The organism is Bacillus sp. HY001, from assembly GCF_007558965.1.
Classification (GTDB): Bacteria; Bacillota; Bacilli; order Bacillales; family Bacillaceae_G; genus Bacillus_A; species Bacillus_A mobilis.
In genome coordinates this window covers 1-1682 of the sequence record NZ_VLTE01000215.1, presented here as the reverse complement: position 1 = coordinate 1682, position 1682 = coordinate 1, and the positions used below count along the sequence as shown (strand labels likewise).

Genomic DNA, 1682 nt, shown 5'->3' with positions numbered 1-1682 from the left:
TGTATCAGCAGCAAATATTCTTCCTATCACAATTATAATCATGAGTGAAAAAACTCGGAACTCGTCATCGTACTGCTCTCGGTTTAACTATGTTAAGTCACGCTCTAGTTCTTGTTATTTCTGAAGAGACAGGTAAACTTCCTTTTCACTAGGTAGAAAACCGTATCCGATAACTGGTTTTAGATTTAATAACTAATTAACAGAAAGTCAAAAAGCACTTTAGGCCTTTATATTGTAGACTAAGATGTTACTTCAAATCATTATATATAAAAAGACTTTATCATTTCTTGGTGAAGTCTCTTTTACGCGTCTACTAGTATGCTTCGATATAGGGTGGAAATCTGAAATAGGGATAAATCCATGAGTGAAGTATTGTTAAATAGGTATATTGTTGAAGAGATTACTCTAAATACGAATAAAAAAGATGTAAAACCTAACCTTTCTAGAAGATACAAACCGTCATAAGCTTGATATATTTAATTATGACAGTTTGTATATTAGTTTTTTGGTGAGTTCCTTTTGGTTATTCAAATTAACATTTTTGCTCCATTGCTGATGAAGAGCTCATAATATAGTAACCGATAATTAGTACCAGTATGGCTGAAGCGTAAAGAAGTGTATCAATCGGATTTTCATGGTAGACGATGATCAGACGAATCATAGCAGTAATACCAATATAAAGAAAGTATCGTAGTGGAAAGTGATAATGTCCTTGGAAGTATTTTGTAATCATGGCGATAAACTCAAAATATAAAAAGAAAATTAAAATGCGATCCAGAAGCTTGTATTGATTCTCAAAACCTTCGTTAAATATAGAAAACTGAATGAAATATATTATTTCTTTTCCAAGTAAAACAAAAAAAATAAAAGCTAATAAAATCAATGCTATATTTAAAGCAAATTGAAAAATGACGGGAACCGAAAATTTCAATTTTTTGTTTTTAATATATTGTGTCATGATAACACCTCTCTAGATTAATGGAATGTAATCAACTATAAAAATAGTTGCAGTCGCTCCCTCTTAGAACGGCTGCAAAAAAGCGAATTTTATGAACCTTGTTTTAGTTAATTGCTGATCTTTATTTAGAAGGGAACATCTTGTCCATAAAATGAGGTTACATTCAGTTTCTTTCGTTTCTTCTACAGATGTTTCACACGGATTAGTACTTGTACATAGATTCTGTACAGCGTTTTCTGCCTTGTTGACCATACATTAGAATCCTAAAATGCTGGATCAGCACGTGTCCTGATCTAAAAATAATTAGGCAAGCTACCTGTACAAAATTATAAAACAGCCGCCTATTTGATGAAAAATCAATAAACAGGCGGCTATTTATCATGCGTACCAGCAAGATTTACTTTTTACATTTCGGACTTACACTACATTAAAGTATAAATTTTTATTCATTTAATGTGCCATTTAGTTTAGCAGCATTAATAGAAATTAAATCCATTAACTCAGGTGATAGGACATCATAGGTAGGTAATCCAATGTTATTTAAATTTTTTCGGATATCGGCCATTTTTGAAGCGGGAGTACCCGTTTCGATTACCGACGAAACAAATGCAGCAAATTGGGGTGCAGACCACCCTTTATCCTCTGATAATTCTGTATGAACAAAATCCAAACCATAAAATGCATGATCTTTATTTTCTATACGACCAAATAAATGTGCTTTACA

At 32.0% G+C, this 1682-nt stretch carries 2 protein-coding genes and 1 pseudogene; 1 reads left to right on the top strand and 2 read right to left on the bottom strand.

Annotation, left to right across the window (positions count from 1 at the left end; genetic code table 11):
* The first annotated feature begins 89 nt into the window (after positions 1-89).
* Positions 90-152, top strand: a complete 63-nt coding sequence (locus tag FOT98_RS33540; RefSeq protein ID WP_231691668.1) for a hypothetical protein — start codon at positions 90-92, stop codon at positions 150-152.
* A 380-nt stretch (positions 153-532) separates the two neighbouring features.
* Here the strand turns inward: FOT98_RS33540 and psiE are convergent, their stop codons facing one another.
* On the bottom strand, positions 533-958 hold the full coding sequence (gene psiE / locus FOT98_RS30520; protein WP_000195740.1) for a phosphate-starvation-inducible protein PsiE: 426 nt from the start codon (positions 956-958) through the stop codon (positions 533-535).
* 442 nt (positions 959-1400) lie between these two features.
* Positions 1401-1682 (bottom strand): annotated as a pseudogene (locus FOT98_RS30515) (S-(hydroxymethyl)glutathione synthase); the annotation flags it as partial.

Coding starts and splice junctions, on each gene's coding strand:
- psiE (WP_000195740.1), bottom strand. CDS start 958: ATGACACAATATATTAAAAACAAAAAATTGAAATTTTCGGTTCCCGTC.